Source organism: Streptomyces sp. Je 1-4 4N24, from assembly GCF_026239515.1.
GTDB lineage: Bacteria > Actinomycetota > Actinomycetes > Streptomycetales > Streptomycetaceae > Streptomyces > Streptomyces nigrescens.
The window spans coordinates 953,340-979,388 of sequence record NZ_CP110836.1 but is presented as its reverse complement, the minus strand read 5'-3'; the positions used below and the strand labels follow the sequence as shown (position 1 = coordinate 979,388).

The following is a 26,049-nucleotide window of genomic DNA, read 5'->3' as shown; positions in this document are numbered from 1 at the left end:
GTCGTGGACGATCAGTGGTGTGTCACCACACCGGCCGCCATCCGGCCGCAGTTGGAGCCGGAAACACTGACGCTGACCGACTCGATCGCACCGCCCCAGTCCACACAGATACCCTTTCCGGGCAGGTAGACGGGGCCGGCGTAGGAGGTGTACTGACCGCTGTCGTAAACCCAGTCCGAACTGCCGTCGGTGGCCGTCAGATAGGTGTACATGTACACCCGCTTACCGGGACTGTTCCGCACCGTCACGACACAGTTCTTTCCGGTCTTTGCGCTGTACGTCAGGTACACGGTCCCCTTTCCGGTGACCGGTACGGAATTCACTACGCTGTAGCCGCTTCCGCAGGCTCCGTTGTACGCGGCGGCCTTCGGCGCGGCGGACGCGGTGGTGGCCGTCGCCATCGTGGCGATACCGGCCAAGGCCAGCACTGCGGATCCTGCGATGGCACGAGAACGCTTCATGGAATACCCCCCGTTGGGTGAAGTGCGTCGTGTGGACATTTCGCAGTGTTGGACAGCGGCCGGCCATGGATGGTTGTACCGCGGCGTGAATTCGTTGCCGTGCCGGAAGAGTTGTCCAAAATGGCCTTCCGCCGTCGCCCGCGGCCGCGGGGCGAACGGAGAACGGCCGGTCCCTGGCGCCGGAGCAGGCGCGCCGGGGGACCGGCCGTTGCGCGTGGGGTCAGTGGCCGTTCGCGAGGACCTTGAGGCGGGTGTACGAGCCGTTGAAGCGGTTACGGTCGCCGACCCGGTGGCCCGAGGAGGTGTGCTGCCAGATGCTGTGATACTGCCAGCCGGCCGGCAGCGAGCCCACGGACGAGCCGTAGCGCGGGATCCACAGCGGGTTCGTCCTGCCGAACTTGCCGGAGTTGCCGGTGCACCGCTTCCACCAGTTGGTGGAGGTGTAGATGACCGCGTGACGGCCGGTCTCCTCCCGGTAGGTCCGCACGAAGTCCTGGATCCAGCTGACCATCCCCTTGTGGCTCTTCCCGTAGCAGGTCGCGCCGTAGGGGTTGTACTCCATGTCGAGCGCGCCGGGCAGCGTCCTGCCGTCCCTGGACCAGTCGCCGCCGTGATCGACGAAGTACTCCGCCTGGGAGCCGCCGCTGGAGTGGTCGGGCAGCGCGAAGTGGTAGGCGCCGTGGATCATGCCGGATTTGTACGAGCCCCTGTACTGCTGCGCGAAGTACGGATTCGTGTAGTTGGTCCCCTCGGTGGCCTTGACGTACGCGAACCGCACCCCGGACTTACGCAGCGACGACCAGCCGACCTTGCGGTTGTGGCTGGAGACGTCGACGCCGGCCACGGCCCGGTGGCCCGACGCCTGCGGCTCGGCACCGCCGGCCCGGTCGCCGCCCTCGTGGGCGATGATCGTGGAACCCATCCAGTCCTGTTCGGGGTGGGCGGGTCTCTTCTCGGCATCCGACGCCGTGGCGGAGCCGGTCAGCGCGAGGGGCAGCGCGAGCACGGAGAAAAGAGAAACGAGAGTTCCGGCCGCAAGGGGGACTGTACGGCGGGCCGGACCGGATCTGCGCAAGGGCATCGCATGCCTCCGAAGGCCTTCGGTTGAGTCAGGTTCGGCAGCTTTTGAGCAGAATCCTGCCGATAAGAGACATATACGCAGAACCGCCTGACTCTATGGCCCAACAGACCGTCAGTCCGCCGACCGGCCCTGCATCTCACCCGTCCGGCGGGCGGAAACGGTCACTCACGCCCCCGGTCCGGCCTCCGGGTCGTACGACAGAGCGAAGCGGGCCCCGGCACTGCCGGGACCCGCTCCACCGCGCAGCGGCGAACGCGCCATTCCGCCGCTTCGCAAGCTGCTCTATGCCGAGCCTGCCGGCTCGCTTGTGTGATCCGTCATGTCCCTGGCCTCATCTGGCAGGGCCGGCCTCGGGTGCCCATGACGGCTCTTCGGCTGCATCGGCTCAGTAGGCCGAGTCGACGTTGTCGATCGAGCCGTAACGGTCGGCCGCGTAGTTGGCCGCGGCGGTGATGTTGGCGATCGGGTCGGTGAGCTTATTGGGGGTACCGGCCACGTGGTAGGCGTCGAACGTGGGCTGGATCACCTGGAGCAGGCCCTTGGAGGGCGTGCCGTTGACGGCGTTGACGTCCCAGCCGTTGACGGCGTTCGGGTCACCGGCGGACTCCCGCATGATGTTGCGGTGCAGGCCCTCGTAGGAGCCGGGGATGCCCTTGTCCTTCATGATGTCCAGCGACTCGCGGATCCAGCCGTCCAGGTTGTTCGGGTAGTCCTTGACGGCCTCGCGCTCGGTGGAGCGGTTGGCGGCCTGCTGGGCGCTGTGCTGCTTCTCTACGGCGGTGACCTTCACGTGGTCGGCGACCGAGGCGGTCACCGGGCGGCCGGTCTTGGCGTCGTCAGCCTTGGACGGCTGGCCCTTCGCGCTGACGGGCTTGACCGCGGCGGGGGAGTGCTCAGAAGCGGCCTGAGCGGTGTCCGGAGCCGAGGTGAGGGCCAGGCCCGAGGTGGCACCCGCGGCGGCCAGAACGGCCACGGCGACCTTGTGGGTACGGGTGATGCGGGTGATACGGGCAGCGCGGGGCAGGGTGAAGCTAGGCATGCAGAGTGACCTCTTCCAGGTACTGGGGACGGGGAGGCGGCCTTTTTTGGCGGCGCGTTACGTACCGGAGGTCTTTGCTGCGATCGCCTTGGGGCGTGATTCGCAAACTCGCTCTCGGTGCGTCGGAATCCATGGTTAACGCCGGTCCCGAATCGAGGCAATGGTGCTCTGTACTACTCATCTTCGTGAGATAAACCCGGATCTTCGAAGCGATAAGCGTTCCCGGCGGCGTTGGCCCGGAATGGGCGCATGCCTGTCAACTAGGCAGGTTCGTAAGTGACGTACATCGCGTGCCTCGGGTCACCCGATAACGGCATCGAAGGCCGCTTGGCCCCCCTCTATAAGTTGCCTGGCTCACAGCGGAATTAGCGCTCTCCGGCACCGGTTCGGGCGCCGGCGGCAGCCGATTTATCCGGGTGCCGGCCCGATGGGACGGTAGGGGAATCCTCAAATGTGGTGAGGGGCACTGTGGGCGGGGCCAAAAGCGCGCCAATTGTGCCCTGATTCACGAGCGGCCCACGGCCGGCATTTACGGCGGTGCGGTGCAGGAGAAGGGCAGAGCAGACCGGCTCGGCCGTTGGTGAGAGCTCCACTACGGCAATACGGCGGTGCCGCTGGTCCGTTCGCAGCAGCGCCCGGACCTGTCGCATGACTCCGGGACCTCCGCCCCCGGAAGGTGGCACCGCACACCGTCACCACTCACCGTAGGGACATGCTGATGCTCCGTCGTATTTCCGTTGTTCTCACCGGTCTTCTGGTCACCGGCTTCCTCGCGACCGGCGCTGCCGCCGCCGCACCGGTCGATGGCCGTCACCAGGACCGGCTCACGGCCAAGGAGCGGCAGGGACTCCGCATCGCCGGCGACGTCCTCGACGCGCTCTTCGGCGAGGGCCTGCCCCGGCGCGACCGCTACTGACCGGCGGCGCCGGGCGCTTGATGCCCGGCGCCGGTGCCACACGGCAAAACGGCAGTGGCCCCGCCCGCGGGATGCGGGCAGGGCCACTGCCGTTGCTGTGCTCGGGGCCGCACGGCGGCACCCGTATCAGTCTGCTCCGACCGTACTGACGGTCGTGTCCCTCCGGCTCAGTAAGCCGAGTCGACGTTGTCGATCGAGCCGTAACGGTCGGCCGCGTAGTTGGCCGCGGCGGTGATGTTGGCGATCGGGTCGGTGAGCTTATTGGGGGTACCGGCGACGTGGTAGGCGTCGAAGGTGGGCTGGATCACCTGGAGCAGGCCCTTGGAGGGCACGCCGTTGATGGCGTTGATGTCCCAGTCGTTGACGGCGTTGGGGTTGCCGCTGGACTCCCGCATGATGTTGCGGTGCAGGCCCTCGTAGGAGCCCGGTATGCCCTTGGCCTTCATGATGTCGAGCGACTCACGGATCCAGCCGTCAAGGTTGTTCGCGTAGCGCTTGGGGGTGGCCTTGGGCGCCTTGGGTGCCTTGGGGGCGGCCTTCGGCGCGACGAGGGCCTTGCGCTCGACGGAGCGGTTGGCGGTCTGGTCGGCCGCGTGGTTCTGCTTCTCGACAGCGGTCCCCTTGAGGCCGGCGGCGACGGACGAGGCGACCGCACGGGCCTGCTCGCCGTCGTCGGCCCGGTCCTTCGCGGTCATCGGCAGGCCGTTGGCGCTGACCGGCTTGACCGCGGCGGACGCGTGGGCGGCGGTGGTCTCGGCGTCGCTCGGCGCCGCGGTGAACGCCAGGGCGGCGGCGCAGCCCGCGGAGGCCACCAGGGCGGCGGAGACCTTGTGCGTGCGGGTGAGGCGGGCGGGGCGGGGCAGGGTGAAGTTGGGCATGCGGATATGACCTCTTCCAGAGCTTTGTGGCGGGGGAAACGGCCTTCGGTTGGCGCGTGAGGACCGAGGGTCATTGCCGCGTTTCGCCGCTCCGGCTGAGATCGCGGGCTCGTTCTCGGTGCTACCCGGAACATGGTTAGCGCGGGCCCAGGATGGTGGCAAAGATGCCTTGTACTACCTATCTTCGTGAGATAGGGCGAGATGTCCGTTGTAAATACCGTGAATCGCGGTGTGCGCCGGGAAGGGCATCGACTAGGAATGCTCGTACGTGACGTACGTCTCGTGCCCGGCATCACGCGACACGGACGCCGCATTCCGCTCCACGGCACCGCGGAGTTGCCTGGCTCACACGGTGAAGAGGTAATTCCGCAACGGGCCGCCGACCCGGTCGGCAACGCCGGGGAGCTCCCATCACTCGCGCCCCCTATGGGCTCCATAGGGGGCGCGAGTATGCGGCGGTAAAGGGGGAGGCGGTAATTCAGTCCGCCAGCAGCCGCGCGGCGAGCTGCTCGATACGGTCGTGCCACGCATCCAGCGCGGCGTCCGTGTCAAAGCCCTCCGGGCCGGTCTGGGTGAGGACGAGACGGGGGCCATGGCCGGTGCCCTGGCCCAGCTCCCACCGGACCGTCCCCTGCGGATGCCAGCGGTACGCGAGCACCGCCGGGGCCGTGACCTCGGTGACGGGCCCGGCCGGCGCCTGCCGGCTGGTGAAACCCTCCGGTGCGGGCTCCCCTGCGGCAGGCTCGTCTCCCGAGGTCAGCGCCGTCCAGACGGCCTCGGCGGGCCGTACGAGCTGGCGCTCGAAGCGGACCCGAGGGCCCTCTGTGGTGTCCTCGACCACCCCGCGCCCGAGATCGAACTGCTCCAGATACGCCTCGTGCAGTTCGCCCGCGTCGCGATCGACATGGGTCGAGTCGCCGTCGAGCAGCTGCGACAGCGCGGTGAGGCACAGATGCCAGCCGGAGGCGAAGCTGGCGCCGCCGAACCGGTCGCCGAAGGTGTGCACCAAAACCAGCAGCGAGCCGTCGCCGTCCGGGGTGATCTCCCAGCGCAGATGGTCCTCGCCCCAGGTGAAGGCGAACAGCCGGGGCTCCTCGGCGTCGGTGACCGTACCGGTCATGGCGATGCCGCTCACCCCGGGCATGGCGAAGGTCATCGCTCCGCCCGGGCGGAGCTCCACGGTGACCTCGGAGGGGAACCACTGCCCGAGGTGCGCCGGGTCGGTGATCGCCGACCAGGCCTTCGCGGGCGGATGGGCGAGCCTGCGCTCCATACGCAGCGCGGTGCGGCCGTCGGCGGTGGTGAGGGTGTCGGAGTGCGGGTTCATCGGGGATCGTCCTCCATGGCGTCGAGGTGCCGTTCCAGAGCATCCAGGCTCCCGGTCCACAGATGCCGGTAATGCGCGAGCCAGGCGTCCAGCTCCGCCAGGGGCTCGGGCCGGAGCTCGTACCAGCGGCGCTGGGCGTCCTGCCGGACGTGGACGAGACCGGCCTCGCGCAGCACCCGGAGATGCTTGGAGGTGCCGGGCTGGCTCAGCCCCAGCTGCTCCGTGAGCTCGCCGACCAGCCGCGGGCGCTCCAGCAGCAGGTCGAGGATCTTGCGCCGGCTCGGCTCCGCGAGAACGTCGAACGGTAGGGTCATGACCTCAGCATGCCACTTGGGTTATATAGCCACAAGGGAATGTTGCCGAGTTCCAGGGCTCACACACATGCCGGATCGGCAGGCGACGGCTCCTCGCGCACCACCGGCGCGAGGCAGGGCGCCGAGCTCAGCGGTTCATCGGTGAAGAACCGGGCCGCCAAGTCCGCCACCTCCTGCGGGCGTTCGAGCACCACCCAGTGATCGGCGTCGGGAATCGTCAGAAAGCGGCTGCCCGGGATGGTGGCCGCGAAGTCCCGCTGCCGGCCCGGGGAGGTCACCGTGTCGTGCTCACCGCTGAAGACGAGTGTGGGGACATCGGTCAGGCCGCCGGAGAAGTCCGGCCGGTCCGAGATCCCGCGGCGCAGTGAGTCGACCGCGTGCCGGGAGTTCCGGGCCGCATGCAGCATCGAGCGCCGGACATAGCGGTACGCCAGCTTCCGCCGGGCGACGTGCCGGCGGTCGTCGAGGCACATCAGGCCCTGGGCGACCAGGGTGGCAAAGGCCTCGGTGTCGCCCTGCGCGAGATGATCGGAGGCCCGCCGCCACAGTTCGACCTGGGCATCGCTGATGTGCGCCGGAACCCCGCCGAGAGCGAGCCGCGCGATGCGGCCGGGGAACCGCCGGGCGCACCCGTAGGCCAGACCCGCCCCGTACGAGAACCCGAAGAGGTTGATCCGCGGGACCTCCAGATCGTCGATGATGCGCTCGATCGCCGCGCACACGACATCGATGCTCGGCCCCGGAGGGAGCGGGTCGGCGCTGCCCATGCCCGGCAGATCGGCGGTGACCACGTCCGCCACCGGCCCCACGTGATCTTCCATCTGCGGCCAGCCGTACATCCCCTGCAGTGCGCCGCCCAGCACCAGAACGGGCTCGGTGATCCGCTCCGGCTGCCGCAGCCGCCGGTAGGAGTAGGACACCCCGTGCACCGACAGAGAGCGGATCATTTCCTCGGACATGGCAGATTCCTTCTCGGGGCACCGGCGGGCGGGCGCGCCGGTGAGGGCGCGCGGTGGCGGTCTAGCGGGTCAGTACGAGCGCGGCATTGTGCCCGCCGAAGCCGAGCGACGTCTTGACCGCGCAGTCGAACGCGGCCTGCCGGGCCTCCGTGCGCACGATGTCGATCGGGATCCGCGGATCCGGTACCTCAAGATTGGCGGTCGGCGGCACCAGCTGCTGCTCCAGGGCGAGCACGGTGAGCGCGGTCTCGATCCCGCCGGCGGCGCCCAGCGCGTGCCCGGTCATCGCCTTGGTCGAGGTGACCAGCGGGTGATCGCCGAGGACCCGCTGCAGCACTGTGGCCTCGACACGGTCGTTGACGACCGTCGAGGTGCCGTGCGCATTGACATGGCCGACGTCCCGGCCCTGCACCTGCGCGTCCGCCAGTGCGATACGCAGCGCCCGCTCGATGCCGTTGCCCTCGGGGTCCGGGGCCACCGCCGCGTAGGCATCGCTCGACGCGCCGTAGCCGCGGATATGGGCACGGACGGGTGCCCGGCGGGCGCTCGCGTGCTCGGGCCGCTCCAGCACCAGGAGCCCGGCGCCCTCGCCGACCACGAAGCCGTCGCGGCCCGCGTCGAAGGGCCGGCAGGCCGCGGCCGGATCGTCCCGGCGGGTGGAGACCGCCTTCATCTGGCAGGCGCTGGCGATCAGCAGCCGGGACAGGACCGACTCCGCCCCGCCGGCGAGGGCGATATCGCAGACCCCGGCGCGCAGCAGCTGGTGTGCGGTGCCCAGGGCGACCGTGCCGGAGGAGCAGGCCGTTGCCACGCCCATGCTGGGGCCCCGCGCGCCGATGTCCATACAGACGCTGCTGGCGGCACTGTTGACGACGGTCAGCGGGGCGAGCTTGGGGGAGACCCGGCGGGCGCCACGCCCGGCCATCGCGACATGCTGCTGGTCGTAGAACGGCAGCCCGCCGTGCGCGGAGCCGATGACCACCGCGACCCGGCTGCTGTCCCAGGACTCCGGGTCGAGCCCGGCATCGGCGAGTGCCTCGCGAGCGGCGATCACCGCCAGCTGCGAGAAGCGGTCCATCAGCCGCTGGGTGGCCACACCGAGCAGCTCGGTCGTGTCCAGATCCGCGATGGTGTACATGAAGTCGCAAGGCAGATCGGCGAGTTCTTCCTGGTGGCTCACTCCGCCGGGCACCGTGTCCTGGGTGACGGAGTGCCAGGTGGCCTTCGCCCCCACGCCCGCCGCGGTCACCAGCCCCAGTCCTGTTACGGCCGCGGAGAACGGCTCCTGGCGGGCCGTCATGCCGGAACGTTGCCGTCGACGGCCGCCACCAGCTGGCCCACGGTGTTCCGCGGGGTCAGCGACACCTCGTCGAGGTCGATGTCCAGCCGCTCCTCGATGAGGACGCGGAGCTCCTCCAGTGCCAGGGAGTCCAGGCGCAGGCTGCGCAGCGCCGCCTCGTCGGTGATGTCGGTCGGGGGAACCCCGAATCGCTGGACCAGCAAGGTGTTGACAACTTCTGCCGCATTCACGTGGCGCTCCTCCGCTTGTCGTAGGCGATGCTGCCAACCGCGTCGTGGGCGGGATATCACCGGCGGCTCCGGCTGGTTTGACCACCCTTTATACGCCTTTGTACCGATGACTCCCCAACCTTGGTAGCTCAATGGGGTGATGAGCGGCCGGGGTGGAGAATGCGTCCGCACCTCGCCTTGCGGACACCGCGGAAAGCACCTACGTACGTAACGCCGCGGAGCGCCGGGAGGTACGGGGCGGGCGCCGTCGGACTCGGGAACCGCCCGGGGTCAGGCCTCGTCGAGGGCGCTCGTGACCCGGCCCAACAGGCCCTGGAGCGTGCGCAGTTCCTCGATCGTCAGGCCGGTCGCGGCCAGCATCCTGCGGGGGACTGGCAGGGCCTGCTCGCGCAGCTCGTCGCCGGCGGGGGTGAGGTGGATGGTGACCGACCGCTCGTCCTCGGTGCTCCGTTCGCGGCGGACCAGGCCGGCCGACTCCAGGCGTTTGAGCAGTGGGGAGAGGGTTCCGGAGTCCAGTCGGAGCTGTTCGCCGATGGTTTTGACCGGCTGGGAGCCGTGCTCCCACAGGACCAGCATGACCAGGTACTGGGGGTAGGTCAGACCCAGGCCCTTGAGGGCGTCCCGGTAGACGCCGCCGAAGGCGCGTGAGGCGGCGTGCAGGGAGAAGCACACCTGGTGGTCGAGGCGGAGCAGTTCGGCGTCGGGTACCGGAGGCCTGGTCGTAGGGGTCATGGACCCAGGTTAGCCCGCGAACCATTTAGTTGTGCGCAACTGAGTTGCGTACAACTTGGATGTGTGTAACTGTGATGGACATCGGGCGGCCGGGGAACGGCCGCCGCGCTATCGAAGGGGAACCGTGATGGACGCGCTGTACACCGCTGTCGCCACCGCCAATGGCCGGGAGGGCCGGGCCGTCAGCTCCGACGGCACGATCGACCTGGCTCTGGCCATGCCTCCCGAGCTCGGCGGCAACGGCGCCGGCACCAATCCGGAGCAGCTCTTCGCCGCCGGTTACGCGGCCTGCTTCGCCAGCGCGATGGGCAATGTCGGCCGGCAGATGAAGATCGACACCAAGGACGTCTCGGTCACCGCCGAGGTCTCGATCGGCAAGGACGACACCGGCTTCGGGCTGGCCGTCGTCATGCGGGTGGAGCTGCCGGAGAGCCTCGCGGGCGAGACCGGCCGGCAGCTGGTCGAGGCCACGCACCAGTACTGCCCGTACTCCAAGGCCACCCGCGGCAACATCGAGGTCGAGCTCGTCATCGAGTAGGGGCGCGGCGCCCGGCGGACCGCCCCCGGTGAGGGGGCGTCCGCCGGACGGGTGCGGCTCAGCCCGTACGCGGGGTGCCGCGGCGCGGATGGCTGCGGATCAGCCCGGCGTAGTGCCGGCCGCTGTCCTTGAGGGTGCGGACCTGCGTCGCACGGTCGACGTGGAACAGGCCGAAGCGCTTGTCGTAGCCGTAGGCCCACTCGAAGTTGTCCATCAGCGACCAGGCGAAATATCCGGCGAGCGGGGCACCCTTACGGGCCGCGCGGGTGCAGGCCGCGATGTGCCGGTGCAGATACGCGGTGCGCTCGGGGTCGGCGACGGTGCCGTCGGGGCGGAGCACGTCCGGGTAGGCGGAGCCGTTCTCGGTGACATGGAGCGTGCGCGCTCCGTACTCCCGGGTCAGCCGCAGCAGCAGGGTCTCGATGCCGTCCGCGTCGATCTCCCAGTCCATGCCCGTACGGGGGACCTGCGGCCGGCGCACCGGGCGGGCGAACGGCGCCGGGCCGGCCGGCCGGTCGGCGACCACGACCGGGAAGTAGTAGTTCAGCCCCAGCCAGTCCAGCGGCTGCGCCATGGTCTGCGGATCGCCGGCGCGCTCCGGCAGCTCCACGCCGTACACCTCGCGCATGTCCGCCGGAAAGCCGCGGCCGTGCACCGGATCGAGCCACCAGCGGTTGGTGTGCCCGTCCATCCGCCGGGCCGCCGCCGCATCGGCCTCGGACCCGGTGGCGGGCGCGACGGTGCTCAGATTGTTGACGATGCCGACCCGGGCGGCCGGTGCCGCGGCCCGGATCGCCTGGACGGCCAGACCGTGCCCGAGCAGCAGGTGGTACGAGGCGCGTACCGCCGCCGTGAGATCCGTGTGGCCGGGGGCCATCAGGCCTTCGAGATGGCCGATCCAGGCCGAGCACAGCGGCTCGTTGAGCGTGGCCCAGTGAGGGACGCGGTCGCCGAGCTTCCCGGCGACGACCTCGGCGTACGCCGCGAAGTGCTCGGCGGTCTCCCGTGCGGGCCAGCCGCCGCGGTCCTGGAGGGCCTGCGGCAGATCCCAGTGGTAGAGGGTGACGAAGGGGGCGATGCCCGCTTCGAGGAGCCCGTCGACGAGCCGGTCGTAGAAGGCCAGTCCCGCGGCGTTGACCGGGCCGTCACCGTCCGGCCGGATCCGCGGCCAGGCGATCGAGAACCGGTAGGCGCCGACGCCCAGTTGACGCATCAGACCGATGTCCTCGCGCCAGCGGTGGTAGTGGTCGCAGGCCCGGTCGCCGGTGTGGCCGTTGTCGATCTTGCCCGGGGTGTGTGCGTAGGTGTCCCAGATGGAGGGGGCGCGGCCGTCCTCGGCGACCGCTCCCTCGATCTGATAGGCCGAGGTGGCCACGCCCCAGGCGAAGTCGTCCGGCAGGGCGGCGAAGTCGATCCGGTCGCTCACGGAGTTCCTTTCGGCGGGGGTCATTTGACGGCTCCGGCAGTGAGCCCGGCGACCAGATAGCGCTGGAGCAGCAGAAACCCGGCGACCACCGGGACGCTGACGACCAGGGAAGCGGCCATCACCTGGTTCCAGTAGACGTCGTTCTGGGTGGCGTAGCCCTGCAGGCCGACCGAGAGGGTGCGGGTGGTGTCGTTGGTCATGACGGAGGCGAACAGCACCTCGCCCCAGGCCGTCATGAAGGCGTACACGGCGACCGCGATGATCCCGGGGAGCGCGGCCGGCACCACGACCCGGAAGAGAGCGCCGAGCGGACCGCAGCCGTCCACGTACGCGGCCTCGTCCAGCTCGCGCGGCACCGAGGCGAAGTAGCCGGTCAGCATCCAGATGGAGAAGGGGAGGGAGAACGTCAGATAAGTCAGCACCAGCCCGCCGCGGGAGCCGTAGAGGGCGACACCGGTGGTGTTGCCGATGTTGACGTAGATCAGGAAGAGCGGGAGCAGGAAGAGGATGCCCGGGAACATCTGGGTGGACAGGACCGTGACGGTGAAGATCCGCTTGCCGCGGAAGCGGTAGCGGCTCACCGCGTATGCGGCGAAGACCGCCACGACCACCGAGCAGACGGTGGCCGAGCCCGCCACGATCAGCGAGTTGAGGAAGTACCGGGCCAGCGGAACCGTGTGCCAGATGTCGAGGTACGGACGGATGGTCAGCTCGCTCGGCAGCCAGCGGAAGGCGCCGGAGACGTCCTCCAGGGGCTTGAGCGAGCTGCTGAGCATCACGTACACCGGGAGCAGTACGAAGCCGGTCAGCGCGGTGAGGAAGATCCGCCGGGTCCAGCGGAAGGCGCGGGACGGAGCGGTGGGGGAGCGTCTGCGGCCGGCGGTGCGCGGTGCGCGGGCGGCGGAGCTAGGGTGTGTCGTTCGGATCATGGCGGGCTCGCGGGGTCTGGCACGCACTCCCCCACGCCTGAACGGCGCGGGGGGACCCCCATCCGCGTTGTCGTCACTCGCCGACGCTCCGCGTCGACTCCCTCCTCCGCCTTGCGATCGCACGCACCAGACCCCGCTCCCTGATCCACCCTGATCCGAACGACACGCCCTAGCCATCGGCAGATTTCCTTCCGCGCGAGGTGGCCAGGAGATAGCCGGCCGTCACCACCAGCAGGAAGAGCAGCAGCAGGACGGACATGGCCGAGCCGGTCCCGAAGTTCCAGGTGACGAAGGAGGACTGGTAGATGTGGATGGAGAGCAGATCCGCGGCCTCCGGGGCCGCCTTCCCGAACAGCACATACGGCGTGTTGAAGTCGTTGAAGCTCCACAGGAAGAGCACCAGGAGCAGCACCTGGTTGATGGGCCGTAAGGACGGCAGGGTGATCCGCCGGATCTGCCGCACGATGCCCGCGCCGTCGAGCGCCGCCGCCTCGTAGAGGTCCTTGGGGATGCTCTGCAGCGCGGCCATCACGACGAGGAACGCGAACGGCCAGGTCTTCCAGACGGAGACCACGAGCAGCGCGAGGAAGCTGTGGTCGCCGAGCAGCCAGAAGGGCCGCTCATCGGTGAGCTGCAGCTGGTCGTGCAGCACATGATTGACCAGGCCGTTGTCCCTCTGGAAGAGGAAGGCCCAGGTGATGACCGCGGCGTAGACCGGCAGGGCGTACGGGGTGAGGAAGACCGCCCGCAGCAGACCGCGGCCCCGGAAGTTCTCCTGGAGGAAGATCGCGGCCGCGGTGCCGAGGAGCCAGCACAGGCCCACCGTCAGCACGCTGAACGCACAGGTGACGACGAACGAGTGCAGCAGCGTGGCGCCGACCGGGGCGTCGAAGTCCACGGTGACGCGGTAGTTGCCCAGTGCCTTCCAGGGGGCCGCGCCCCAGTGGGCGATGTGGAGCTGGGTCAGTTCCTTGAAGCTCATCACGATGCCGATGACCATCGGGACGAGGTGGACCAGCAGCTCCAGAAGCAGGGCGGGGAGCAGCAGCAGATAAGGCAGGCCGACACGGCGCAGCCTGGTGAAGCCCCTCATTGCGCCATCTGCTGCTGGGCCTTGGCCAGCCGCGCCTTGACCGATGCGGTGGTCACCGGGTGGCCGGCGGCCGCGTCGGCGAACAGGTCCTTGATGGCGGTGCCGACGGAGGTCTCGAATTGTGACTCCTCGGCGATCTGGGGGAGCGGCGCGGCGCTCCTGGTGAGCGTTTCGCGCAGCACCCTGGTGTCCTGGCGGTTGAACGCCGGGTCCCGTTGGGCGGCCTTGACGGGCGGGATGGAGCCGTAGGTCTTGTTGAGCAGCCGCTGTTCGGCGTCGCTCGTCATGAACTTCACGAACTTCCGCGCGCCCTGGAGATTGCGGGTGTTCTTGAAGACGGCGATGTTGATACCGGCGAGCATGGAGTTGATCTGCCGGCCGGATCCGGGGGTGCCGGACGGGACGGGGACCGGGGCGACGCCCCAGTCGGCGGGCTTCATTCCGTCGGCGGCGAAGGTGGTGGCCGCGGCCTGCCACAGCACCATCGCGGTCCTGCCCGTGGCGAAGTCCCTGAGCGACTGGTTCTGACCGTACTCGGCGTTGCCCGGGGCGATGATCTTGTCCTTGGCCATGAAGTCGATGTACTGCTTGACCGCCGCGACCGCGCCGTCCGAGGTGAAGGTGGGCTTTCCGGAGCCGTCGAAGAAGTCGGCACCGTGCTGTTTTCCGAGGGCGAAGGCCTGGTGGATGTTGTTGGTGAGCTGGCCGCCCTCGGCGCCCAGGCCCCACTTGCCGTCCTTGGAGATCCTCTTGCCGTCCGCGACCAACTCGTCCCAGGTGGCCGGGGGTTTGCTGATCCCGGCCTCCTGGAACATCCGTTTGTTGTAGTAGAGCGCGTAGGCCAGCGAGTACAGCGGTACCGCGGCCGGATCCTTGCCCGCCGCGCCCGTCGCCTCCAGGGCCGGCGCCAGGAACCGGTCGCGTCCGCCGATAGCGTCGAGGTTCTTCCGGTCCCAGGGGAGCAGCGCCCCGGTGGCCTGGAGCGAAGCGGACCAGGTGTTGCCGATGTTGAGCACATCGGGGCCCTGGCCGGACGTGGTGGCGGCCAGGATCCGGTTGAGCAGCTCGGGCCAGGGGATGACCTCCAGCTTGACCTTGATCCCGGTCTGCCGCTCGAACTTCCTCAGCTCGGGGCCGAGGATCTTCTTGTCCGCCTCGACGTTCGGCCCCTGGTTGGACGCCCAATACGTCAGCGTCCGGGGGGAGTCGTCGCTGCCACCGCCGTCGAAGCTCGTCCCACCGCCGCATCCGGCCGCCACGGCGGCGAGTGCGGTAACGGTGGCGGTGACGGTCGCGGCTCGGAGTATGCGCATGACGGATACGCCTCTCTCTGAGGAGTCCGAAGGCCGGCCATGTTCACTTCCTGAACAGCCTCATGGCTTAACTTAGGGTGTGAGTTAAAGCCCGAGGGAAGGGCGCGTCAAGAGAGCGAACACCGGCAGCCGGCCGGGAGGGAGGGGAACCGGATGGCCGAACGCACCCAACGGACCGTGCGTGACCTGCGCAGGGCCAATCGCACCGCGGTTCTGCAACGGCTGTATTCCGACGGTCCCATGAGCCGGCAGGAACTCGGGCCCGCAACGGGCCTCAGTTCAGGCTCCGTCAGCAATGTGGTCGCCGAACTCATCGAGGAGGGACTGCTGGAGGAGGCCGGTGTGGTCGGGTCCGACGGCGGCCGGCCGCGGACCCTGCTACGGGTGGCCCCGGGGAGCGGCTGTCTGATCGGTGTGGACGTGGGTGAAACCCGCGTCAGGGTCGAACTCTTCGATCTCGCCATGGGAGAACTGGCCCGCTCGGAACTCCCGTTACGGCACCACGGCTACGACGTGGACCTGATCGTCCGCCATATCGCCGACGGCATCGCGACCGTGCTGCGGGAGAGCGAGGCGTCCCCCGGCCGGCTGCTCGGCGTCGGTGTCGGGGTCCCCGGCATCCTCGACCGGAGCCGGCCCGGCGGCGCGGTCGTCCACGGCCAGACCATCGGCTGGGACGCCGTCCCGCTGGAGGAGCTGCTGCACCACACCGTCGCCCTCCCGCCCGGTGTGGGCTTCTTCCTCAGCAACGGCGCCAAGGCCCTCGGCCAGGCCGAGATGTGGTTCGGCGGCGGCCGGGGCGCCGAGAACGCGGCCATCGTGCTCTTCGGTTCGGGGGTCGGCGCCTGCCTTGTCACCGACGGCGTCATCGACGGCGGGGCACGCGACAGCGCCGGTGAATGGGGGCATCTGACGGTCAGCGTCGGCGGCCGGCGCTGCCGCTGCGGCGCCCGCGGCTGTCTGGAGGCCTACACCGGATCCGAGGCGCTGCTGCAGCGCTGGCAGGAGGCGGGCGGCCAACCGCCCCCGGACGCCGACGAGGAGACGGCGCTCGCGGCGCTGGTCGCCGCCGCTCACCCACCGGCCGGCGGTCCGGCCGCCGACCCGGTCGCGCGCTCCGTCCTCGACGAGACCGCGGAGTACCTCGGCGCGGGCATCTCCGACCTGATCAACCTCTTCAGCCCCGAACGTGTCCTCATCGGCGGCTGGGCCGGCCTCCAGCTCGGCCCGCACCTCCTCCCCGCGGTCCGCGCCCATGCCACCGCCTACTCCCTGGCACACCCTGCCGGCCGGGTCACCATCGACCTCGGCAGGCTCGGCCCCGACGCCGTCACGGTCGGCGCGGCGACGCTGCCGCTGGCGGACTTCTTCGCCAACGGGGGGCGGCGGCGCGCCGCACCGGCCCCCGATCCGGGCGCGCGGGTGACGGAGCCGGGATGGCGGACGGCCCTGGAGGAACGGGCACGGGCGGGGCGCGGCTGACGGGGCGGTGGTGCGGCGCCCGGCCCGTCCCTGAGCCTCCGGAACGGGAGGCGCGGCCGGCCGGACGGGCCGGCCGGCCGCGCCGAAGGGTGAGCCCCTATGCCGGGTTCTCAGGCGTCCTCGGCCGCGTACACCCGCTGTCCCCCGACGAACGTCTGCAGCACACGGGTCGAGGCGATCTCCTCGTCGGGACCGTCGAACGGATCGCGGTCGAGCACGACCAGATCGGCCAGCTTTCCGGGCTGGATGGTGCCGGTCTCGTCGAGGTGGTTGGCGTAGGCGCTGCCGGCCGTGTACGCGGCGAGCGCCGCACCCAGGTCGATGCGCTGCTCGGGCAGGAAGACCGGCGCCGGCGGCGGGTCCTCCGGCGCACGGCGGTTGACCGCGACATGCAGCGCGGCGATCGGGTCGGGGGAGCTGACCGGCCAGTCACTGCCCGCCGCCAGGGTGGCGCCCGAACGCAGCAGATCTCCGAACGGGTACTGCCAGGCGGCGCGCCGGGGCCCCAGGAACGGAATGGTCAGCTCGTCCATCTGCGGTTCGTGGGCCGCCCACAGCGCCTGGATGTTCGCGGTCGCCCCGAGCCGGCGGAAGCGCGGAATGTCCTCGGGGTGCACGACCTGGAGGTGGGCCAGGTGCGGCCGGGTGTCGCGCATGCCGTTCGTCCGCCGGGCCGCCTCGACCGCGTCCAGCGCCTCGCGCACGGCCCGGTCGCCCAGGGCGTGGAAGTGCACCTGGAAGCCCTCCGCGTCCAGCCGGGTGACATAGCTCCGCAGCGCCTCGGGGTCGATGAACGAGATGCCGCTGTTGTCGGAGGCACAGCCGCAGGCGGTGAGGTAGGGGGTGAGCATCGCGGCCGTGTGGTTCTCGGCGATCCCGTCCTGCATGATCTTGACGCTGGTCGCCTGCAGCCGCCCCGCGGTCAACTCGGCGCGCCGGGCGATGAGTTCGGGGATCTGTTCCGCTCCGCGTGCCCGGTCCCACCACAGTGCCCCGGTCACCCGTGCGGTGAGCTTCCCGTCGCGCCGGGCGGCCACATACGCGGGGGTGACGTCGGGCATTCCGGGGGCGTAACCCAGCATCGCGTCCTGCCAGGCGGTCACTCCGTACCCGTGGAGGAGGCGCTGCGCCCGGAGCAGTCCCTCGGTCTGCTCGGCGACCGTCGGGTCCGGGATCAGGCCGGCCACCAGCTGCATGGCGCCTTCCTGGAGCATGCCGGTCGGCCGGCCGTCTGCGTCCCGCTCGATCCGCCCGTCGGACGGGTCCGGCGTACGGTCGGTGAGCCCGGCCCGTTCCAGGGCGCAGGAGTTGGCCCAGCCGCCGTGGTGATCGCGGTTGACGAGGAACACCGGTCGGTCGGGAACGAGCGCGTCCAGGAACTCACGGGTCGGCATCCCGCCGGGGAACGCCTCCATGGACCAGCCGCCGCCCGTGATCCAGGGAGTCTGCGGATGCGCCGCCGCGTATGCGCTGATCAGTTCGCGGTACGCCTCGGCGGTGACCGCCGCGCTCAGATCGCACAGCGCCAACTCCCGCCCGCCGCCGACCGGATGGACATGTGCGTCCTGGAACCCGGGGATGAGCAGCTTGCCGTGCAGATCGACGACCTCCGTGGCGGGCCCGATCAGCGCGCGGACCTCCTCCTCGTGCCCGACGGCGAGGATGCGGTCGCCGCGTACCGCCACCGCGCTCGCCCGGGTGCGCGCGGAGTCGACGGTGTGCACGGGACCGGCGAGGAAGACGAGGTCCGCGGGGCCGCCCTCGGCGGAGCCGGGGGTGCGGGCGTCCGGGGTGGTGCTGAGATCCATGTGGTGAGTGCTCCAGTGGTGTGGGGAGTGTGGTGTGGTGGCCGCAAGGGCTCGGGCGGGTGAGGCGAGGGGTCGGATCGGGCGTGGGTCAGCTCTCCACGGGGCTCGGGAGCGGGCCGCTGTCCCCGTCCATCGGCAGGGTGATCGCATCGGCGTCCGTCCCCCGGCCGGTGCGGAAGTACGGGGCGCGGCGTACCCACTTGGCCCAGGCGGCGGTCGCCAGGCCGGCCAGGATGAAGAGGGTGGGGAGCAGCAGCATGAACCAGCCGTTGTCCGGGCTCGCCTCGAAGTGGTCGCTCATGGTCGCGTAGTCCCAGACGAGGTAGCTGCCGAGCCCGAACAGCGCCAGCGCGCTCGCCGCCGGAACGACCACGTCCCGGAGCGCGCGCACGGCTCCGGCGCGCAGGCTGTGGCGGAAGCGCACCGCGCAGGCGAGCGCGGTGAGTCCGTAGTAGAGGGCCACGGTCAGGCCGATCGAGTTGACGGCCGTGAGGATCATGTCGTTGAGCTTGGGGATGCCGACCGCGAGCACGGCGAGCAGCGCGGCGAGGGCCATGATCAGCAGGGTGCCCACGGCGGGGGAGCCGTAGCGCGGGTGCACGCGCTGCCAGACCGGGCCCAGCGTCCGGTCGCGGGCCATCGCCAGCGCACCGCGGGCGGTGGGGATGACGCTTGACTGGAGGGAGGCGAAGGCGGAGCACATCAGGGCGGCGAGGGGCAGCGAGGCCCAGGGTTCCGGGGCCAGTTGGGCGCCGAGAAAGGTGAGCGCCTGCGGTCCGTTGTGCATCAGTTCCCCGGTGCTCATCACCCGCTGGAAGGCGAGCGAGCCGACGAGGAACAGGCCCATCATCACCACCAGCGCGATCAGTCCGCCGCGGGCCGCGTCGGTGGAGCTGCGGGTCTCCTCGTTGACGCTGAACGCGGCGTCCCAGCCCCAGTAGAAGAACACCGCCAGCACCATCCCCTGGGCCACGGCCTGCGGTGAGCCGATCTCCAAGGGGTTGAGCCAGGACAGCGAGAACGGCTGGTCGCCGACGAACAGGGCGTAGCCGCAGAAGACCAGCAGGACCACGTACTCGAAGATCAGCAACCCCATCTGCAGCCGGGTCGCGGCCCGCACGCCCGTGATGGCGGTGAGGGTGACGACGACCAGCGCGACCAGGCCCACGGCGGTGCTGATGCCGGTCGAGGCCGGATCCAGCCGGAGTCCCCACACGCTGTACAGGCCCAGCTTGTTGAGGAACTGGAGCACGACGGAGCCGGTCACCGCCCCCGTGTACGCCATGAAGATCACGTTACCGACCAGCACCACCCAGCCGGTCAGGAATCCGGGCCACGGGCCGATGGACCGCCCCACCCAGGTGTAGCCGCTGCCGCAGTTCGGCTCGCTGCGGTTGAGCCGGGCGTACGACAGCGCGATGCCGAGGATGGGCACAAAGGCCAGCAGCAACAGGGCGGGCGTCTGCCGGCCGGCGTACGCGGCCAGGGTGCCCATGCCGATGCCGATGCTGGTGGTCGCGGCGGTGCTCGACGCGGCGATCGCCACCCCGTCCTTCACCCCCAGCGAGCGGCGCATTCTCGCCGGGCCGGGGTCCTGCTGCACTGCGGAAGGCATGGCACTCACTCCTTGGACGGCGGGCCGGACCGGTCTCGGCCCTTGGGGAACGGAAGGTGCGGGCGGGGCGGAGCAGAGCGGCGCGGACCGGGCCCGGGATCGGGGCCCGGCCGCGTCGTACGGAAAGGGGTGGTGCGGGATGCGGCACCGCGGCGGTCCGTCTATGTCCGCCGATGAAACAGGCCGTTCATTCTTGTGTCAACGGTGTTGACGTAACCTGGTGGTTAACTGGCTCCGATAGGGACCGGGGGCCGGGGTGGAGTGAAAGCGGAGGGGTTCGGCGTGGCGGAGAGCGAGCGCGTCCCGGTCGAGCGCAAGCGGCGCCGGCCGACCAGTTCAGGCGTGGTCCTGTCGGCCGATCTCATCGTCGACGCCGCATGTGAACTCATCGACGCCCAGGGGGCGCAGGCCTTCACCGTGCGCAAACTCGGCGCGGCGCTGGGCGCCGATCCCTCCGCCGTCTACCGCTACTTCCGCAACACCGAGGATCTGCTGCTGGCGCTGGCCGACCGGCTCATCGGCGAGTCCATGGCCGGCTTCACGCCCGGCGGCGACTGGGCCGCCGATCTGCGCGACCTCACACTGCGGGCGTACCGCTCCGCGCTGCGTCATCCGCAGATCGCCGTGTTCAGCACCGTCCGGGTCACCGGCCGGCCCCATGAGCAGCACGCCGTCGACACGGGGATCGGCCTGCTGCTCCAGGCCGGCTTCGACGACGCCACCGCCGTCCGGCACTACCACACCCTCGTGGACACCGCCCTCGGTCATGCGGCCGTGGACGCCGGCGTCCTGCGGCTGGCTCCCGCCCAGCGCGCGGCGGACGAACAGGCCTGGCAGGACGAGTACGGCAACCTGCCCGCGGAGGACTACCCGAGTCTGCACCGCGTACGGGAGCATCTGCCGCTCATGGGGGGCTCGGCCGTCGAGCCGGCGCTCGATCTGCTCATCGCGGCCATCCGGCAGGAGGCGGCGGAGCGGGCGAGGTGAAGGGGATGATCCCGGCATTCCGCTCGTCCCGGTGCCACCATGAGGCATCCCCCTTCCATGGCTGAGGCATCTCCGGCAACGACGGGAACCGAGTCATGTCTGACGCGGTGGCCGACCCCGCCTCAGAGGTTGGCTCCGTCCCCGTCTCCGTCCCCGCCGCTCCGCTCCCTGGGCCCGATCCCGTCATCGACACCGACGAGACCTTCGCAACCGTGATTCTGCTGGCCTCCCCGACCGGCGGCCCGTCGTGCACACCATCACCTGTGGTCACCGGCCGGCCGCGAGGCGGCGGAGCTCCCGGCGCCTCCTAGCCGGCCAGGCAGCCGCCACAGTTGTAGTACGTCACATCCCAGTGGTCGCCCTCCTTGTAGTAGACGTTCCCGCTGCCGGACTTCCACTTGGAGCCGCCGATGGAGGTGAAGGTGCCGGTGATGTAGCTGGTCAGGCACGAGGAGAGGCTGAAGTCGACCTTGTAGCCGTTCCAGTGGCTGTAGGTGCCGCTGGCATGGCCGGTCTCGGTGCCGCCGGTCAGGTTGATCGCACAGCCGGTGGCGCCCTTCAGGGTGATCACGCCGTCCACGGTGGCCGAGTTGATCTGGTCGAACGAGGTGCAACGGGGGTTGTTCCGGTCCGAGCAGCCGCCACTGGAGGACCAGCTGATGCCGGGCGCCCGGAACTTCGCGGTGGCCTGGGCGTGGGTGAGCTTGGCGAACAGCCCGGGGCCGGGCCGCGGAGCCGCTCCGGCGGTGCCGGGAGCAGCGGCGTACGAGGTGGCGGCCGCCCCCACCAGGGCCCCCGCCGCGAGCATGACAATGCCGAGCCCGGTCGCCGTCGTACGTCGGATCATGGATACCTCCTGGGAGAGGGGTGAGGGCCCGAGCGTGGCCCGGCCGGCGAGGCGCGTCAACAGGGCCGGTGGCCGCGGCCCCCCGGCCGATGATCGACGCGGCAAGGATGAATTGCATCACGCCCTGAATTGCTGAATATATCGGGCATACCGTAAAGAATATCCCCCACGTGATTTCCGAATTGCCCGCTTCTCCTGCGTTTCACCGCCTCGCGCTGTGCCATCACCCCTTGCGTCTGCCGGTCCGTAGTTCCGGCCCTCACCCCCTGACGCTTCCTCAGTGCCGTGCCACTTGATAGACACGTCCGAATCATCCGCAAGTGGCATGGGACGCGCACCGTGAACGACCGCAACATCTCGGAACCCCGGATACCGGAACACCGGATCTTCGAGTTCGACCTCACCGCGCACGAAACCCAGCGGCGGACCGAAGTGCTCGCGGCGCTGGGCGACACCTGGGACCCCCTCGCGGTGATGGAGGGTGAGGCGGACGCGTACCGGCTCCTCTACTCCGGCCTGGACGCGGAGCAGCAGGCCACGTACGACGCGCTGGTCGCCGCCGGGGTGCTGCCGGCCTCCGGGCAGGCCTGAGCATGCTGCCGCTCGACCCCACCGCCGATATCGGCCGCCGGGCCTGGGTCCCCTGCCCCAGCTGCCAGGACCATCAGGGCTGCGGAACCTGCAGCGAGGGCCGCACCTGTGCCGACCACTGGCGCTACCTGCTGTCGAACAAGGGCAGTGTGCTGCATCTCCAGTGCCCCAACTGCACCCACCTGTGGGCCTGGCAGTCGGGCTTCGGGGCCGGCGGCCGCACCGACGGCTGACGGCGCAACCACCGGCGGACGGCCACGGCCCGGACGGCCACGGCCCGGCCGGCCACGGCCCGGCCGGCCACGGCCCGGCCCACCCCTCCGTGCGGCTCCCGTCCCCCTCACGACAGACGTCGCATCGCCTCCTGATGCGCGATCTCGAGCGCCTCACCGGCCGCCACGGCACGATCCGGCCGCACGCCGACGCCCTCCCAGTTGGTACCCGTGACCGCGTTGGTGGTCCGGGCCGTCGGCACGGTGACGGTGATGTGCTCGGTCACCGGATGCCGGCCCGTGGGGTGCGCCCCGCCCCGGGTCGTCTCACCGACCAGCTCGGCGCGCCCGAGCGCCTGCAGGGTGTACGCCACGTCCTCGCCGCCCGAGAACGTGGTCGCGCTGGTGAGGACATACACCGGACGGTCGAGATAGCGCGGCGCGGGCAGGTGCGACAGGGTCCAGAACTGCCGGGTGGAGTCGGTGGAGCGCTCGTAGATGTCGTTGAGGTGCACCTGGTCGTCGGGGAAGAAATAGCTGCACCACATCGCGGCACCCTCGGGGGCGCCGCCCCGGCACTCCCGCAGATCGAGAATCAGGGCGCGGGTGTGCGCGACCAGTTCCATGGCCGCGCCGATCGCACGGGCGCCTTCCCCCGCGTCGGCTATCCGCCGGATGTCGAGACAGCCGATATTGCCGTCGAGCTGCTCGACGCGCCGGATGCCCTGGTTCTGCTCCCGCATCAGTGCGAGAAAGGCCGCCTGGCCCGCGTCATCGTCCTCCGGCTCGGTGGACCGGTGCTCGTCCTGCCACAGCAGTCTGAGGTGCTTGTCCGGGCAGGCCTCCTGCAGATGCGCCGTCACCGCCGCACAGAGCTCGGTCCCGTCCAGTGCGTCGTACTCACCGGCTGCCAGCCGGGCGCGGATCGCCCGGTCGATCTCCACGGCGCGCCGCGGAAAGACATAGCCCGCGACGATACGGCCGAGGGCGCGGTCAATGATCTGTGCGTTGCCGGTCATGGTGGTGCCTCTCGAATCGGTCGTTGCCCGCTGCCGGGGTGGTGCGGGCGGTCTTCGCGTTCCGGTGCGCTGCGCCGGACGCCGGGCGGCGGTAGCGTGCGGTGCATGGAGCTGCAAGCACGATCGCTTTGGCTGTTGACCGAGCCACTGCACGCGGTCTGCTACTTCGACGAGCGCTGCCGCGACCTGGGCAAGGATCTTGGTCTCAAGGGTTTCTGGATGGGGTATTTCGCCTCGCGCACCGCTCCCTTGGGGGCCGTGGAACCCGCGGCGGCCACGGCCGTCCTCGGCGTCTTCGCGCCGGGGATGGTCGCCCGTGCGCTGCCGGCGGCCTGGAGCATCGTCGGCCCGGCGCATGTGCTCGACGAGCGCGGCGGCCGAGCGGCCCACGCACTGCGCCGGGTCGACCCCGAGCTGGAGCACACAGCGGCCGAGCTGCTGCCCCCGCTCAAGACGATCGTCGACGATGCGCCGGCCACCGCGCGGCCCCTGTTCGCCGCCAACCGTGCGCTGTGCGATCACGCCGACCCCGTCGAGCGCTTGTGGCAACTGGCCACTACCGTCCGGGAGTTCAGGGGCGATGCGCACCACGCCGTGCTCGCCGACGAGGGCCTGGACGGCTGCGAGGCATTGGTCCTGGCCGCCGCGTCCGGTCGCGTACCCAAGGACACCATGCGGGAGGACCGCGGCTGGAGCGAGGAGGAGTGGGCCGCCGCGACGGACCGGCTGCGCTCCCGTGGCCTCGTGGACGCACACGGCGACGCGACCGGCCATGGCCGGCAGGAACGGGAGCGCATCGAGAAGGCGACCGACCGGCTGGCCGGCCGGCTGCTGCGCGCGCTGCCCGAGGCGGAGACCGAGGCGCTGCTGCAGGGCCTGGAGCCCGTGGTCCGGCGCATCCTGGCCGCTGATGTCCTCCCCTTCCCCAACCCGATCGGCCTGCCCCACCTCGACGAGCCCGTACGACGCGACCCCGGCTTCTAGCCCAGCCGCTTGCTCGCCTCCCTGAGCTTCTGTGCCAGATCCATCGTGTCGGAAGCGGGCGGGGCCTGGACCGTGACCGGCTTGTTGGCGGCGAGGAACCGTATGGACACGTCCAGCGGCCCCTGGGCCGCCCGCGCGCGCTCCCGGACCTTCACCGTGCGGTCGCCGGGGCCGACCCAGAGGTCGAGGTGCAGCTCGCTCACCCCGAGCTGCTGGTACTGCTCGACGACCTTCGTGTGGCGCCCGGCGTCCAGCGGGCTCTTGCCGGCCCGCTTCTTCGCCGGCCCCGACACGTCGACCACTCCGGCGTAATGCGTCGTCCGCACCCCGCCGACGGTCTCCTCACCGACCTTCTTGACGTCATCGGACTGCGCAAGCAAGGACGCCTGCGCCGCCGGATCCTGGTCGGCCTGTCGCAGCATGCCCCCGAAACCGCCGGCCTCCGTGTCCTCCAAGGCGAACTTGAGCCAGTGCTTGCCGTCCAGCAGGGCAGCCGCTCGCCCGCCCCCGCCGAGATACCCCGCGTCCCCCACGAGCCGCACCGAGAACTCGCCCTCCTGCGCGCCTCCGGACGCCGTCATCCGCATATCGGCGGCGCGCGGGCGGAGGCTGAAGGACGCCGTGCCCTCGACGGTTCCCTGCCCGGGGACCTTGCCGGAGACGCGATATGACAGGGAGTTGAGCTCAGCGCCCTTCTTGACGGCCTTCTGCACCGCGGCCACCGTTGTTTTGTTGGGGCGAACCGGCGCGCGGGAGCGGTCATCGGGCGAGCTGTCCGCCGTGCAGGCCGCCGTGCCGCACAGCACGGCGCCGGTCAGCAGCGCCCCGACGACGCGAAACGAGATACGGGAGCGGTGAGCCACGGTCCCCCCATGAACACCTGGAAATCGGAAGATGGACTGATCGGGACAGTAGCTCACGGCACTGACAATCCGCCTTGCGGAGGAACGCGGGCCTGTGGCCAGGGCGTATGACATCGCATCGGGTCCGGACGCATCGGAAGCCAAGCACCCAAGACGATTTTCATCTGGTGGTTCGATGGGTGCTTTGGGGTGCTTTGCTGAGCCAGGTCGGGACACCTGCGCGCAAGAGGCGTTGAATGAGTATGGATCCTAGAGAGTTGTGGGACCGCAACGCCGTGCTGGCAGAAGCGTTTTGCCTGGGTGACGAGCGTGTGCGCGAGGCGCAGGCCAGGCTTGACGAGGCCCAGGCCGACCGGTCGCGGGTTCTGGCGGCATTCGCGGTGACGGTGGGCAGTACCGGCGCGGTGGCCGGTCTGTTCGGTTTGAACGAGCGGGAAGTGCGGATCGCCCGGCGCACGGTGGGCAAGGAGGACGCCCGCGCCGTCGCTGACGAATTGCTGGCGGCCGCCACACCTGCCGCGTCACCGCAGCCCGAGGAGGCCGCACCGGCACCGGAGCCCGCGGTCGATTATTCCCACCAGAACCTGTCCGCCGGAGCGCGCCCCGCCGGCGCCACCCGCGAGGCCACCGGCGGCGTGGGGGCGTCGGAGCAGACCTGGTCCCCGGCGATGGACGCGGTGCTCATCGGCAGTTGGCAGACCGGGGTGGATCTGCGGGAACTTGCCGCTGAATTCGGGCTCGACCTCACCCGCCTGGTCACCCGGGCCCAACAACTCTCCGCCCAGGGGCGGTTCTATCCGGGGCCGGCGGAAACCCATGCGGGACGCCACCGGCGCGGCCCCGGCGATGTGCATGAATCCGAATACACCATCCCCGCACAGCAGACGTCCTCCTGGAACGCCGCGCCCTCGGCGCACCCCATGGCGTCCGCCTGGCACACCGGCACGATGCCGTCCACGGAGTCCGTCCCGGACATGGCCGCCCTGGCCTCCGAATGGGACAGCGCTCTCGCCCCGTGGGGCACCCTCGCGCCCTCGCACGAGGAGCCCGCGCCGGCCCATCAGCCCTGGGCCCAATATCACCTGAGTTCCTGATATCACCTCGG

At 70.3% G+C, this 26,049-nt stretch carries 27 protein-coding genes; 8 read left to right on the top strand and 19 right to left on the bottom strand.

All coding sequences use genetic code 11. The features are described 5' to 3' along the window. Nucleotides 1-11: 11 nt before the first annotated feature. The 3 genes from SLV14N_RS04020 to SLV14N_RS04010 all read right to left on the bottom strand — a co-directional run bounded on the left by SLV14N_RS04020 (nt 12) and on the right by SLV14N_RS04010 (nt 2,581). Nucleotides 12-461 (bottom strand): spore-associated protein A, encoded by a 450-nt coding sequence (locus SLV14N_RS04020; protein ID WP_259670105.1) that lies wholly within the window; start codon nt 459-461, stop codon nt 12-14. Nucleotides 462-681: 220 nt separating this feature from the next. Then, nucleotides 682-1,542 carry a lysozyme gene (locus SLV14N_RS04015; protein ID WP_208679766.1) on the bottom strand — a complete coding sequence of 287 codons (861 nt, stop codon included), beginning with the start codon at nt 1,540-1,542 and terminating at the stop codon, nt 682-684. Between the two features lie 385 nt (nt 1,543-1,927). Beyond that, nucleotides 1,928-2,581, bottom strand: coding sequence for a transglycosylase SLT domain-containing protein (locus SLV14N_RS04010; protein ID WP_208679765.1), 654 nt, complete (start codon nt 2,579-2,581; stop codon nt 1,928-1,930). 712 nt (nt 2,582-3,293) lie between these two features. On the opposite strand from SLV14N_RS04010, the gene SLV14N_RS04005 reads away from it, so the two are divergent. Beyond that, entirely contained in the window at nt 3,294-3,497 is a 204-nt protein-coding gene (locus SLV14N_RS04005) for a hypothetical protein (protein WP_018092459.1), read from the top strand. Nucleotides 3,498-3,664: 167 nt separating this feature from the next. On the opposite strand, the gene SLV14N_RS04000 is transcribed toward SLV14N_RS04005, so the two are convergent. The 7 genes from SLV14N_RS04000 to SLV14N_RS03970 form a co-directional block, all read right to left on the bottom strand. Beyond that, nucleotides 3,665-4,375, bottom strand: a complete 711-nt coding sequence (locus tag SLV14N_RS04000; protein WP_208679764.1) for a transglycosylase SLT domain-containing protein — start codon at nt 4,373-4,375, stop codon at nt 3,665-3,667. Nucleotides 4,376-4,853: 478 nt separating this feature from the next. Next, complete coding sequence (locus SLV14N_RS03995; RefSeq protein ID WP_263268080.1) at nt 4,854-5,702, bottom strand: SRPBCC family protein; 849 nt, start codon at nt 5,700-5,702, stop codon at nt 4,854-4,856. Continuing rightward, complete coding sequence (locus SLV14N_RS03990) at nt 5,699-6,016, bottom strand: helix-turn-helix transcriptional regulator (RefSeq protein WP_263268078.1); 318 nt, start codon at nt 6,014-6,016, stop codon at nt 5,699-5,701. The genes SLV14N_RS03995 and SLV14N_RS03990 overlap by 4 nt, the downstream gene beginning before the upstream one ends. Before the next feature lie 59 nt (nt 6,017-6,075). Next, nucleotides 6,076-6,975 carry an alpha/beta fold hydrolase gene (locus SLV14N_RS03985; protein ID WP_263268076.1) on the bottom strand — a complete coding sequence of 300 codons (900 nt, stop codon included), beginning with the start codon at nt 6,973-6,975 and terminating at the stop codon, nt 6,076-6,078. 61 nt (nt 6,976-7,036) lie between these two features. Further along, nucleotides 7,037-8,275 carry a beta-ketoacyl synthase gene (locus tag SLV14N_RS03980; RefSeq protein WP_208679760.1) on the bottom strand — a complete coding sequence of 413 codons (1,239 nt, stop codon included), beginning with the start codon at nt 8,273-8,275 and terminating at the stop codon, nt 7,037-7,039. Next, nucleotides 8,272-8,505, bottom strand: coding sequence for an acyl carrier protein (locus SLV14N_RS03975; protein WP_263268073.1), 234 nt, complete (start codon nt 8,503-8,505; stop codon nt 8,272-8,274). The genes SLV14N_RS03980 and SLV14N_RS03975 overlap by 4 nt, the downstream gene beginning before the upstream one ends. A gap of 270 nt (nt 8,506-8,775) precedes the next feature. Further along, nucleotides 8,776-9,237 (bottom strand): MarR family winged helix-turn-helix transcriptional regulator, encoded by a 462-nt coding sequence (locus SLV14N_RS03970; RefSeq protein WP_208679758.1) that lies wholly within the window; start codon nt 9,235-9,237, stop codon nt 8,776-8,778. A 127-nt stretch (nt 9,238-9,364) separates the two neighbouring features. Between SLV14N_RS03970 and SLV14N_RS03965 the strand changes: the two genes are divergently transcribed. Then, nucleotides 9,365-9,775, top strand: coding sequence for an organic hydroperoxide resistance protein (locus tag SLV14N_RS03965; protein ID WP_208679757.1), 411 nt, complete (start codon nt 9,365-9,367; stop codon nt 9,773-9,775). Between the two features lie 58 nt (nt 9,776-9,833). Here SLV14N_RS03965 and SLV14N_RS03960 read toward each other — a convergent pair whose 3' ends face one another. The 4 genes from SLV14N_RS03960 to SLV14N_RS03945 form a co-directional block, all read right to left on the bottom strand. Continuing rightward, the gene (locus tag SLV14N_RS03960; RefSeq protein WP_263268072.1) at nt 9,834-11,225 is read right to left on the bottom strand and encodes a GH1 family beta-glucosidase; all 1,392 of its coding nucleotides are present in this window, start codon (nt 11,223-11,225) and stop codon (nt 9,834-9,836) included. Continuing rightward, nucleotides 11,222-12,130: a carbohydrate ABC transporter permease gene (locus tag SLV14N_RS03955; RefSeq protein WP_208679755.1), complete on the bottom strand. Its 909-nt coding sequence runs from the start codon at nt 12,128-12,130 to the stop codon at nt 11,222-11,224. Before SLV14N_RS03955 ends, SLV14N_RS03960 begins: the two co-directional genes overlap by 4 nt. A gap of 169 nt (nt 12,131-12,299) precedes the next feature. Next, nucleotides 12,300-13,223: a carbohydrate ABC transporter permease gene (locus SLV14N_RS03950; RefSeq protein ID WP_208679754.1), complete on the bottom strand. Its 924-nt coding sequence runs from the start codon at nt 13,221-13,223 to the stop codon at nt 12,300-12,302. Next, nucleotides 13,220-14,536: a sugar ABC transporter substrate-binding protein gene (locus SLV14N_RS03945; protein ID WP_263268071.1), complete on the bottom strand. Its 1,317-nt coding sequence runs from the start codon at nt 14,534-14,536 to the stop codon at nt 13,220-13,222. The genes SLV14N_RS03950 and SLV14N_RS03945 overlap by 4 nt, the downstream gene beginning before the upstream one ends. A 153-nt stretch (nt 14,537-14,689) precedes the next feature. Here SLV14N_RS03945 and SLV14N_RS03940 point away from each other — a divergent pair, with 153 nt between their 5' ends. Beyond that, on the top strand, nt 14,690-16,018 hold the full coding sequence (locus SLV14N_RS03940; RefSeq protein WP_208679752.1) for an ROK family transcriptional regulator: 1,329 nt from the start codon (nt 14,690-14,692) through the stop codon (nt 16,016-16,018). A gap of 110 nt (nt 16,019-16,128) precedes the next feature. Here SLV14N_RS03940 and SLV14N_RS03935 read toward each other — a convergent pair whose 3' ends face one another. Next, entirely contained in the window at nt 16,129-17,826 is a 1,698-nt protein-coding gene (locus tag SLV14N_RS03935) for an amidohydrolase (RefSeq protein WP_263268070.1), read from the bottom strand. 88 nt (nt 17,827-17,914) lie between these two features. Beyond that, a complete protein-coding gene (locus SLV14N_RS03930; protein WP_263268069.1) occupies nt 17,915-19,441 on the bottom strand; it encodes an APC family permease in 1,527 nt (508 codons plus the stop codon). Nucleotides 19,442-19,723: 282 nt separating this feature from the next. Between SLV14N_RS03930 and SLV14N_RS03925 the strand changes: the two genes are divergently transcribed. Beyond that, nucleotides 19,724-20,428 (top strand): TetR/AcrR family transcriptional regulator, encoded by a 705-nt coding sequence (locus SLV14N_RS03925; RefSeq protein ID WP_263268067.1) that lies wholly within the window; start codon nt 19,724-19,726, stop codon nt 20,426-20,428. 307 nt (nt 20,429-20,735) lie between these two features. On the opposite strand, the gene SLV14N_RS03920 is transcribed toward SLV14N_RS03925, so the two are convergent. Next, nucleotides 20,736-21,275, bottom strand: a complete 540-nt coding sequence (locus SLV14N_RS03920; protein WP_263268065.1) for a hypothetical protein — start codon at nt 21,273-21,275, stop codon at nt 20,736-20,738. A gap of 339 nt (nt 21,276-21,614) precedes the next feature. On the opposite strand from SLV14N_RS03920, the gene SLV14N_RS03915 reads away from it, so the two are divergent. Together SLV14N_RS03915 and SLV14N_RS03910 are read left to right on the top strand one after the other, a co-directional pair. Then, on the top strand, nt 21,615-21,866 hold the full coding sequence (locus SLV14N_RS03915) for a DUF6400 family protein (protein ID WP_263268063.1): 252 nt from the start codon (nt 21,615-21,617) through the stop codon (nt 21,864-21,866). Nucleotides 21,867-21,868: 2 nt separating this feature from the next. Next, nucleotides 21,869-22,099 carry a hypothetical protein gene (locus tag SLV14N_RS03910; RefSeq protein WP_208679747.1) on the top strand — a complete coding sequence of 77 codons (231 nt, stop codon included), beginning with the start codon at nt 21,869-21,871 and terminating at the stop codon, nt 22,097-22,099. Between the two features lie 107 nt (nt 22,100-22,206). Here the strand turns inward: SLV14N_RS03910 and SLV14N_RS03905 are convergent, their stop codons facing one another. After that, complete coding sequence (locus tag SLV14N_RS03905) at nt 22,207-23,097, bottom strand: S41 family peptidase (protein ID WP_208679746.1); 891 nt, start codon at nt 23,095-23,097, stop codon at nt 22,207-22,209. Nucleotides 23,098-23,202: 105 nt separating this feature from the next. Between SLV14N_RS03905 and SLV14N_RS03900 the strand changes: the two genes are divergently transcribed. After that, a complete protein-coding gene (locus tag SLV14N_RS03900; protein WP_263268061.1) occupies nt 23,203-24,081 on the top strand; it encodes a hypothetical protein in 879 nt (292 codons plus the stop codon). On the opposite strand, the gene SLV14N_RS03895 is transcribed toward SLV14N_RS03900, so the two are convergent. Next, nucleotides 24,078-24,944, bottom strand: coding sequence for a hypothetical protein (locus SLV14N_RS03895; RefSeq protein ID WP_263268059.1), 867 nt, complete (start codon nt 24,942-24,944; stop codon nt 24,078-24,080). The genes SLV14N_RS03900 and SLV14N_RS03895 overlap by 4 nt on opposite strands. A gap of 236 nt (nt 24,945-25,180) precedes the next feature. Between SLV14N_RS03895 and SLV14N_RS03890 the strand changes: the two genes are divergently transcribed. Then, nucleotides 25,181-26,038, top strand: coding sequence for a hypothetical protein (locus SLV14N_RS03890; protein ID WP_263268057.1), 858 nt, complete (start codon nt 25,181-25,183; stop codon nt 26,036-26,038). Nucleotides 26,039-26,049 lie beyond the last annotated feature (11 nt).

What these genes read in the sequence shown, in the direction of transcription:
- SLV14N_RS03910 (WP_208679747.1), top strand. Translation starts at nt 21,869, where the DNA reads ATGCTGCCGCTCGACCCCACCGCCGATATCGGCCGCCGGGCCTGGGTC.
- SLV14N_RS03965 (WP_208679757.1), top strand. Translation starts at nt 9,365, where the DNA reads ATGGACGCGCTGTACACCGCTGTCGCCACCGCCAATGGCCGGGAGGGC.
- SLV14N_RS04000 (WP_208679764.1), bottom strand. Translation starts at nt 4,375, where the DNA reads ATGCCCAACTTCACCCTGCCCCGCCCCGCCCGCCTCACCCGCACGCAC.
- SLV14N_RS03980 (WP_208679760.1), bottom strand. Translation starts at nt 8,275, where the DNA reads ATGACGGCCCGCCAGGAGCCGTTCTCCGCGGCCGTAACAGGACTGGGG.
- SLV14N_RS03905 (WP_208679746.1), bottom strand. Translation starts at nt 23,097, where the DNA reads ATGACCGGCAACGCACAGATCATTGACCGCGCCCTCGGCCGTATCGTC.
- SLV14N_RS03940 (WP_208679752.1), top strand. Translation starts at nt 14,690, where the DNA reads ATGGCCGAACGCACCCAACGGACCGTGCGTGACCTGCGCAGGGCCAAT.
- SLV14N_RS03990 (WP_263268078.1), bottom strand. Translation starts at nt 6,016, where the DNA reads ATGACCCTACCGTTCGACGTTCTCGCGGAGCCGAGCCGGCGCAAGATC.
- SLV14N_RS03935 (WP_263268070.1), bottom strand. Translation starts at nt 17,826, where the DNA reads ATGGATCTCAGCACCACCCCGGACGCCCGCACCCCCGGCTCCGCCGAG.
- SLV14N_RS03955 (WP_208679755.1), bottom strand. Translation starts at nt 12,130, where the DNA reads ATGATCCGAACGACACACCCTAGCTCCGCCGCCCGCGCACCGCGCACC.
- SLV14N_RS03945 (WP_263268071.1), bottom strand. Translation starts at nt 14,536, where the DNA reads ATGCGCATACTCCGAGCCGCGACCGTCACCGCCACCGTTACCGCACTC.
- SLV14N_RS04005 (WP_018092459.1), top strand. Translation starts at nt 3,294, where the DNA reads ATGCTGATGCTCCGTCGTATTTCCGTTGTTCTCACCGGTCTTCTGGTC.
- SLV14N_RS03920 (WP_263268065.1), bottom strand. Translation starts at nt 21,275, where the DNA reads ATGATCCGACGTACGACGGCGACCGGGCTCGGCATTGTCATGCTCGCG.
- SLV14N_RS04010 (WP_208679765.1), bottom strand. Translation starts at nt 2,581, where the DNA reads ATGCCTAGCTTCACCCTGCCCCGCGCTGCCCGTATCACCCGCATCACC.
- SLV14N_RS03985 (WP_263268076.1), bottom strand. Translation starts at nt 6,975, where the DNA reads ATGTCCGAGGAAATGATCCGCTCTCTGTCGGTGCACGGGGTGTCCTAC.
- SLV14N_RS03950 (WP_208679754.1), bottom strand. Translation starts at nt 13,223, where the DNA reads ATGAGGGGCTTCACCAGGCTGCGCCGTGTCGGCCTGCCTTATCTGCTG.
- SLV14N_RS04015 (WP_208679766.1), bottom strand. Translation starts at nt 1,542, where the DNA reads ATGCCCTTGCGCAGATCCGGTCCGGCCCGCCGTACAGTCCCCCTTGCG.
- SLV14N_RS04020 (WP_259670105.1), bottom strand. Translation starts at nt 461, where the DNA reads ATGAAGCGTTCTCGTGCCATCGCAGGATCCGCAGTGCTGGCCTTGGCC.
- SLV14N_RS03930 (WP_263268069.1), bottom strand. Translation starts at nt 19,441, where the DNA reads ATGCCTTCCGCAGTGCAGCAGGACCCCGGCCCGGCGAGAATGCGCCGC.
- SLV14N_RS03970 (WP_208679758.1), bottom strand. Translation starts at nt 9,237, where the DNA reads ATGACCCCTACGACCAGGCCTCCGGTACCCGACGCCGAACTGCTCCGC.
- SLV14N_RS03960 (WP_263268072.1), bottom strand. Translation starts at nt 11,225, where the DNA reads ATGACCCCCGCCGAAAGGAACTCCGTGAGCGACCGGATCGACTTCGCC.
- SLV14N_RS03890 (WP_263268057.1), top strand. Translation starts at nt 25,181, where the DNA reads ATGAGTATGGATCCTAGAGAGTTGTGGGACCGCAACGCCGTGCTGGCA.
- SLV14N_RS03900 (WP_263268061.1), top strand. Translation starts at nt 23,203, where the DNA reads ATGGAGCTGCAAGCACGATCGCTTTGGCTGTTGACCGAGCCACTGCAC.
- SLV14N_RS03995 (WP_263268080.1), bottom strand. Translation starts at nt 5,702, where the DNA reads ATGAACCCGCACTCCGACACCCTCACCACCGCCGACGGCCGCACCGCG.